Below are 7117 nucleotides of genomic sequence, written 5' to 3'. Positions count from 1 at the left end.
ACGCCAACTTGGCCCGGACCCGGCTCACTTCGTGTGCGTCCACACATCCAACATGCTCGTGATCAGCACCGATAGGAAGACCTAACGGAGTCCTATTAGGCCTGGATGCGGCCCCTCGCCGGTGTGACCGCCGCCGCCACGGCCGCGGCCAGCGGGCCGGTCTCCTCGGGGGTCAAGGTCGAGACCGTGATCCGGATGCCGGCCGGGGAGGCGAGGCGGTACCGCGCCCCCGGGGACACCGCCCACCCCTCGTGCAGCAGACGGGACACCGCGCCCGTCTCGTCCGGGACCGGGACCCAGACGTTCATGCCGCTGCGGCCGTGCGCCTCGATGCCGTGGTCCGCGAGCGCGTCGATCAGCAGCTCACGGCGGGCCCGGTAGGCCGCCGCCACCTGCGGGCCGTGCACCGCCCCGCCCGTCCGCATCCGGACCACCGTGCGCTGGAGCAGGCGGCTCACCCAGCCCGGCCCCAGCCGCTGCCGGCCCCGCACCCGGTCGACCGTGACCTCGTCGCCGGTCATGACGGCCAGCCGCAGGTCCGGGCCGTAGGCCTTGGCGACCGAGCGGACGAAGGCCCAGTGCCGGGTGGTGCCCACCAGCGGGTGCAGGGGCAGGTCGACGATGCCGTGACCGTGGTCGTCCTCGATCAGCACGGTGTGCGGGTGGTCGCGCAGCACGGCACGCAGCGCACGCGCGCGTGCGGCGCTCACCGCGGCGCCGGTGGGGTTGTGCGCCCGGGCGGTGACGATCAGGGCGCGCGCCCCGGACTCCAGCGCCCGGCGCAGGCCGTCGGCGCGCGGTCCGTCGTCGTCGACGGCCACCGGGACGGCGCGCAGCCCCACTGCCGGGACGAGATCGAGCGTGCGGCCCCATCCGGGGTCCTCGACGGCGACCGCGTCGCCCGGCTTGAGGTGTGTCAGCAGGACCCGCTCGACGGCGTCGAGGGAGCCGGAGGTGACGGTGAACGGCCCGTCGGGCACGCCGTCGGCGGTGAGTTCGGCGCGCGAGATCCGCTCCAGCTCCGGCTCGACGGGGTCGGCGCCGTAGAGGACCGGGGCGCGCTCGCCCTCGTCGGCCGCCAGGGACGTCAGGGCCGGGGCGAGGGCGGGGAGCAGCGCCGGGTCGGGGTTGCCGGAGGCCAGGTCGCGCACGCCGGCCGGGACGTCCAGCTGGATCTGGTCCCGTCCGGTAGTGGCCGGCTTGGACCGGATACGGCTGCCCCGCCGGCCGGCGGTCTCGATGACCCCGCGCTCGCGCAGGGTGCGGTAGGCGGCCGCGACCGTATTGGGATTCACCCCGAGCTGGCCCGCCAACTCCCGCATGGGCGGCAGCAGTTGTCCCGGTTCCAGCTCTCCCGTACCCACCGCGCGCTCGACGCTGGCCGCAATCTCAGCTGCACCCCGGCCTTCGATCCGATATTCTCCTAGCACAAAGCAGATTATGCACTAGTGCAATGGAGATACGCAATGGAGACCGCCGAGCCCGCCGTGCAGGGGACCGTACCGACGCAGCCCGCCGCCTACACCCCGTCCGACCGCACCGTCCCGACGCGCTCCGCGCAGCGGGCGTCGTACGACAAGGACGTGGTGCACTCGATCCTCGACGAGGGGTATGTCTGCCATCTCGGCTTCGTGCGCGACGGCGCGCCGGTGGTGCTGCCGACCCTGTTCGCCCGGGTCGGCGAGGTGCTGTACGTGCACGGCTCGACGGGCTCGCGCCCGCTGCGGATGACCGGCCAGGCCAACCCCGGGCTCCCGGTGTGCGTGACGGTCACCCATGTCGACAGCCTGGTGCTGGCCCGCTCCGCCTTCCACCACTCGATCAACTACCGCTCGGTCGTGGTGCACGGCGTCGCCCACCAGGTCACCGACCCCGAGGAGAAGCGTCTCGCGCTGGACGCCCTGGTCGACCACGTGGTGCCGGGCCGCTCCGCCGACTCCCGCCCGGCCGACCGGAAGGAACTGGCCGCGACGGCGGTGATCCGCCTGGACCTGGACGAGGTCTCGGCCAAGACCCGCACGGGCGGCGCCAACGACGAGCCCGAGGACCTGGACCTGCCGTACTGGGCGGGCGTGGTGCCGCTGCGCAAGGGGTACGGCACTCCGATCGCCAACGGCGACCTGGCGGCGGACATACCGGTTCCGCCGTACCTGAAGGGCGTCTGATCCCAGTTCCGGCAAGGGGAACGCGCCCCGTCAGGGGCGCGGGGCCGTATCGAGGTGCGATGGCCACCGCGTGGGCGCGACGAGCCACCGATGACCCGCGCCCGCCGACGCACCGGTCACCCCGCCGACTTCGAGGCGACCCGCCCCTCCACCACGCTCAGATCCACCACCGACTCCTTCGCCGGCGTCGAGGACTGCGCGATGAACGCGCCCAGCAGCACGACGGCCCCGCCCAGTACCTGCGGCGCCGCCAGCCGCTCCCCCAGCAGCACCCAGGCCAGCACGGTCGCCACGACCGCCTCGAGACAGGCCACCACCCCCGCGACCTGCGGAGACAGTCGCCGTACCGACAGCACACCGGTGACGTAGGCGACGACCGTCGCGACCAGCACGATCCACCCCAGCAGGGCGAACGCCGGCACCGTCGACCCGTTCATCGGCGCGGAGCCGGCCAGCACCGACCAGTCCATCGTCCACGGCCGCGCCACGAGCGTCAGCACACCGGCCCCCACCAGCAGCCCGTACGCGATGACCCCCAGGGGATCGACGCCGTCTCCGCCACCGTGATCGGCGAGCACGAAGTACCCCACCTGACAGCACGCCGCCGCCAGTGCCAGCAACAGCCCCAGCGCGTCGAAGCTCAGCCCCGTCCACACCTCCACGACGCACGCGAGACCGCCGGCCGCGAGCGCGACTCCGAGCGCGGCGGCACGGGTGACCGGCCGGCGCTGCACGAAGCGGACCCAGCCGAGCACCAGCGCGGGGGCGAGGTACTCCACGAGCAGCGCCACTCCCACGGGTATGCGGGAGATCGCGGCGAAGTAGCAGGCCTGGACACCGGCGACGGCGAGCAGGCCGAACCCGGCGAGCAGCGCGGGCCGGCGGCGCGGCAGGTCACGGTGGCGGACGGCGAGCGGCAGCATCACCAGGGCGGCGCCCGCCACCCGCAGCCACACCACGTGCAGCGGGTCGAGGCCGGCCTCGATCAGCGGCTTGGCCGCGACGCCGGAGCCGCCGAAGGCGAGCGCCGATCCGAGGGCGAGGGGGAGCCCGAGGCCCCTGCCAGGGTTGCTGTCAGTGATACGCACCGGCACATGATGGCAGGGGACGACATGAGCGTCACCCCGGTTGACCCCTGTCTCAACGGCTGGACGTGCGACTCTCCGCCTCGGCGTCCCGCACTCCGCTGTCCCCGTCGACCCGCACGGCCAGGGCACGGGCGGCCACTCCGGCCCGCTCCAGCACCTCCACGGCCCGGGACTCCGGGTCCACGACGAGTCCCGCCAGCAGATCGGTGCCGTCGGCCCGGCCGGCGGTGCGGCGCCGGGCGCGGTTGCGGGCGTACTCCAGGGCGGCCGCGGCCACCGGCGACCAGGCCCCGTCCTCCTTCGCCCCGGCCTGCGGAACGGCCGGCAGCGCGCCGGAGTCCTCGATGCCGCTCTGCCAGCGCAGGCCGTAGCCGATGCTGCGCTGCACGAGGTAGGCGAGCAGCCTGGCGAGTTGCGGGGCGTCGCCGATGACGGCGCGGACCTCGGGGTCGTACTCGATCAGCGAGTGCAGCAGATGGGCGGTGTCGACCTGCCGGTCCCCGTCCCGCACCGCCCGGCGGCGGGCACCGGCGACCACCGCCGCCAGCTCGGCACCGAGCCCGGCATCGTCGTCCGCGTGGATGCCGCCCTGGTCCTGGACGGGCTGGCGGGGAATACGGGGTTGCACATCCCCTACCTCATCAACCGCAAGCGCTTGAGTCATCGCCGAGGGGAAGCATCTTCGCGTCCCACGCAGAGTGGATGGCGACGGCCGGAATCTCCTCCTTACGGATGAGATCAGGCCGATTCCCCCGCAAGGGCGCGCGCCGTCATGCCGCGCGCCCCGTGCGCAACCGCCGCGCACCGGTCGTACGTCTCTCGTCGTTATGGAGAGCGGGTGCGGTTGCTGGCTGGTCGCGCTGCCTGCGGTCGACGGCAGGCAGTACGTGTACCGGGTGTACGCGCCGGAGGACGCGCTGCTCGCGGACCTGTTCTGGGACGCGTGGCACTGCCACGACGAAAGCGCGTTCCCGCGGGCCTGGGACCTGTTCGACGCGGCGGAGATACGGCGGGTGGGCTGAGGCTCCGGGCGACCGGGGATCCGCACATTTCCTGACGGTTCATCAGTATTGAATGTTGGAGGCCCTGCGGCTACGTTCCGCGACACCGTAGCCCGATACGAAGGGGTGGTCGCATGGCCGAAGTCAGCGCGGAGTCACGCATCCAGGCACCGGCCGAGAAGGTGTGGGCACAGCTCACCGACTGGCCGGCGTACGGGCAGTGGAACGCGACCCACACCAGTTTCCCCAAGGGCGGCCCGCAGGACCTGGCGGTGGGCGGGACCTTCCAGGAGAACATGAAGCTGATGGGCTTCCCGGCGGAGGTCGAGTGGACCATCGAGGAGCTGGAGCCGGCGCGGGTGCTGGCGATCCGCGGCAAGGGCCCGATGGCGGTGACCGTCGCGACGCGCTACACGCTGACCCCCGACGGGGACGCGACCGGGGTGCGGATCGACGGCGAGTTCACGGGCGCGGCCGTGTCACTGATGGCGGGCAAGCTCAAGGACTCGGCGACGGCCGCCCTGAACGAGTCGCTGCGCAAGCTGGCCGGGCTGGTGGCCTGAGCCCCGCCCCGGGCAGCCGGAAGGGCGCCCCGCGGATCACTTCCACGGGGCGCCCTGTTCGCCGTGCCCACGAGGGTCAGTCCTCGTCGGCGAGGATGAGGTACAGCTTCTTGCGGGTCTCGTTGATGACGGCCAGCGCCTTCTCGCGCTGTTCCTTGCTGCCGGTCTTCCAGACCTGCCCGAAGGCCTCCATCAGACCGAAACCGGCCTGCCGGATCTCACCGAGGGCCTCGAAGTCGACCCCGCGGGAAGCCTCTTCCCAGGGGGCGTCCGGCCCCTCGTCGGCGGCCGTACGGCCACTGTCGGTGAGGGAGAACAGTTTCTTGCCGCCCTCGCTCTCGCTGGCGATCAGGCCCTCGTCCTCCAGCAGCTGGAGGGTGGGGTAGACCGAGCCGGGGCTGGGCTTCCACGCACCGCCGCTGCGCTCGGCGATCTCCTGGATCATCTCGTAGCCGTGCATCGGGCGGTCCTTCAGCAGGGCCAGGATCGAGGCCCGGACGTCACCGCGCCGCGCCCTTCCCCTGGGACCTCCACGCCCTCGCGGCCCCCAGTGCCCCGGTCCGAAACCGGGTCCGCCGGGACCGAAGCCGGGGCCGCCCGGCCCGAAGGGCCCGAACGCCGCCCGGCGCCCCTGTCGCTGTCCGTGTCCACGCTCGTGTCCGTGGGAACGCATCACCATCACTCCATTCCATCGTTGATCTGTCGCGTATCGTTCGCGATGGGTCAACGATATATCGAGATCGCTCGGATGACAACCCCGTTCGACAATCCGTCAAACCACGAACCTGTGCATGACGTTGCATGATCATGCGTTGTGATGCATACTCTTCCTATGTCCAAGGTCCTCACCTCCCTTCCCGCCGGCGAGCGCGTCGGCATCGCCTTCTCCGGCGGGCTCGACACCTCGGTCGCGGTCGCGTGGATGCGCGACAAGGGCGCCGTCCCGTGCACGTACACCGCCGACATCGGCCAGTACGACGAGCCCGACATCGCCTCGGTACCCGGCCGCGCACACACCTACGGTGCCGAGATCGCGCGCCTGGTCGACTGCCGGGCCGCGCTGGTCGAGGAGGGCCTGGCCGCGCTGACCTGCGGCGCGTTCCACATCCGCTCGGGCGGGCGGGCGTACTTCAACACCACTCCCCTGGGCCGTGCCGTCACCGGCACGCTGCTGGTGCGGGCCATGCTGGAGGACGACGTCCAGATCTGGGGCGACGGCTCGACCTTCAAGGGCAACGACATCGAGCGGTTCTACCGGTACGGCCTGCTCGCCAACCCGCACCTGCGGATCTACAAGCCCTGGCTGGACGCGGACTTCGTGACCGAACTCGGCGGCCGCAAGGAGATGTCCGAGTGGCTGCTCGCGCACGGGCTGCCGTATCGGGACAGCACCGAGAAGGCGTACTCCACCGACGCCAACATCTGGGGCGCCACGCACGAGGCGAAGACCCTGGAGCACCTGGACAACGGCATCGAGACCGTCGACCCGATCATGGGCGTGCGGTTCTGGGACCCCGAGGTCGAGATCCTGCCCGAAGACGTGACGATCGGCTTCGACCAGGGCCGTCCCGTGACGATCAACGGCAAGGAGTTCGGGACCGCCGTCGAGCTGGTCATGGAGGCCAACGCGATCGGCGGCCGGCACGGGCTCGGCATGTCCGACCAGATCGAGAACCGGATCATCGAGGCGAAGAGCCGCGGGATCTACGAGGCGCCGGGCATGGCGCTGCTGCACGCTGCGTACGAGCGGCTGGTCAACGCGATCCACAACGAGGACACGGTCGCCCAGTACCACAACGAGGGCCGGCGGCTGGGCCGGCTGATGTACGAGGGCCGGTGGCTGGACCCGCAGGCGCTGATGATCCGCGAGTCGCTCCAGCGGTGGGTCGGCGCGGCCGTCACCGGTGAGGTGACGCTGCGGCTGCGGCGCGGCGAGGACTACTCGATCCTCGACACGACGGGTCCGGCGTTCAGCTACCACCCCGACAAGCTGTCGATGGAGCGGACCGAGGACGCGGCGTTCGGTCCGGTGGACCGGATCGGCCAGCTGACCATGCGCAACCTCGACATCGCCGACTCCCGCGCGAAGCTGGAGCAGTACGCGGGCCTCGGCCTGATCGGCTCCGCCAACCCGGCGATCGGTGCGGCGCAGGCCGCGGCGACGGGCCTGATCGGCACCATGCCGGAGGGCGGCGCCGAGGCGATCGCGTCCCGCGGGGAGGCTGCGCCGGACGCCGACGAGTTGCTGGACCGGGCGGCGATGGAGCTGGGCACGGACTGAGCGTTCCGCTCAGGGGGGC

At 72.0% G+C, this 7117-nt stretch carries 8 protein-coding genes; 4 read left to right on the top strand and 4 right to left on the bottom strand.

Features of this window, described 5'->3' with window-relative positions; genetic code table 11:
* Window positions 1-95: 95 nt before the first annotated feature.
* Window positions 96-1430, bottom strand: coding sequence for an aminotransferase class I/II-fold pyridoxal phosphate-dependent enzyme (locus AB0N16_RS40075; RefSeq protein ID WP_365805718.1), 1335 nt, complete (start codon window positions 1428-1430; stop codon window positions 96-98).
* Window positions 1431-1487: 57 nt separating this feature from the next.
* On the opposite strand from AB0N16_RS40075, the gene AB0N16_RS40070 reads away from it, so the two are divergent.
* Entirely contained in the window at window positions 1488-2165 is a 678-nt protein-coding gene (locus AB0N16_RS40070; RefSeq protein ID WP_365805726.1) for a pyridoxamine 5'-phosphate oxidase family protein, read from the top strand.
* Between the two features lie 116 nt (window positions 2166-2281).
* On the opposite strand, the gene AB0N16_RS40065 is transcribed toward AB0N16_RS40070, so the two are convergent.
* A complete protein-coding gene (locus tag AB0N16_RS40065; RefSeq protein WP_365805716.1) occupies window positions 2282-3259 on the bottom strand; it encodes an EamA family transporter in 978 nt (325 codons plus the stop codon).
* A 46-nt stretch (window positions 3260-3305) separates the two neighbouring features.
* Window positions 3306-3881 carry a Clp protease N-terminal domain-containing protein gene (locus tag AB0N16_RS40060; protein ID WP_365805714.1) on the bottom strand — a complete coding sequence of 192 codons (576 nt, stop codon included), beginning with the start codon at window positions 3879-3881 and terminating at the stop codon, window positions 3306-3308.
* A 199-nt stretch (window positions 3882-4080) separates the two neighbouring features.
* Between AB0N16_RS40060 and AB0N16_RS40055 the strand changes: the two genes are divergently transcribed.
* The gene (locus tag AB0N16_RS40055; RefSeq protein ID WP_351734115.1) at window positions 4081-4275 is read left to right on the top strand and encodes a hypothetical protein; all 195 of its coding nucleotides are present in this window, start codon (window positions 4081-4083) and stop codon (window positions 4273-4275) included.
* Between the two features lie 113 nt (window positions 4276-4388).
* On the top strand, window positions 4389-4817 hold the full coding sequence (locus AB0N16_RS40050; protein ID WP_365805712.1) for an SRPBCC family protein: 429 nt from the start codon (window positions 4389-4391) through the stop codon (window positions 4815-4817).
* A 76-nt stretch (window positions 4818-4893) separates the two neighbouring features.
* Here the strand turns inward: AB0N16_RS40050 and AB0N16_RS40045 are convergent, their stop codons facing one another.
* The gene (locus AB0N16_RS40045) at window positions 4894-5490 is read right to left on the bottom strand and encodes a PadR family transcriptional regulator (protein WP_365805710.1); all 597 of its coding nucleotides are present in this window, start codon (window positions 5488-5490) and stop codon (window positions 4894-4896) included.
* Between the two features lie 159 nt (window positions 5491-5649).
* Here AB0N16_RS40045 and argG point away from each other — a divergent pair, with 159 nt between their 5' ends.
* On the top strand, window positions 5650-7098 hold the full coding sequence (argG, locus tag AB0N16_RS40040; RefSeq protein WP_365805708.1) for an argininosuccinate synthase: 1449 nt from the start codon (window positions 5650-5652) through the stop codon (window positions 7096-7098).
* Window positions 7099-7117: the final 19 nt, after the last annotated feature.

The sequence above is a fragment of the Streptomyces sp. NPDC051105 genome, from assembly GCF_040682795.1.
In the GTDB taxonomy this organism is placed as follows: Bacteria; Actinomycetota; Actinomycetes; order Streptomycetales; family Streptomycetaceae; genus Streptomyces.
Note: the sequence above shows the minus strand (reverse complement) of the source record. Positions and strands in the feature narration are given on the sequence as shown.

Excerpts from the sequence above, each read along its gene's own strand:
- AB0N16_RS40055 (WP_351734115.1), top strand. The coding sequence starts at position 4,081 with ATGGAGAGCGGGTGCGGTTGCTGGCTGGTCGCGCTGCCTGCGGTCGAC.
- AB0N16_RS40050 (WP_365805712.1), top strand. The coding sequence starts at position 4,389 with ATGGCCGAAGTCAGCGCGGAGTCACGCATCCAGGCACCGGCCGAGAAG.
- AB0N16_RS40045 (WP_365805710.1), bottom strand. The coding sequence starts at position 5,490 with ATGCGTTCCCACGGACACGAGCGTGGACACGGACAGCGACAGGGGCGC.
- argG (WP_365805708.1), top strand. The coding sequence starts at position 5,650 with ATGTCCAAGGTCCTCACCTCCCTTCCCGCCGGCGAGCGCGTCGGCATC.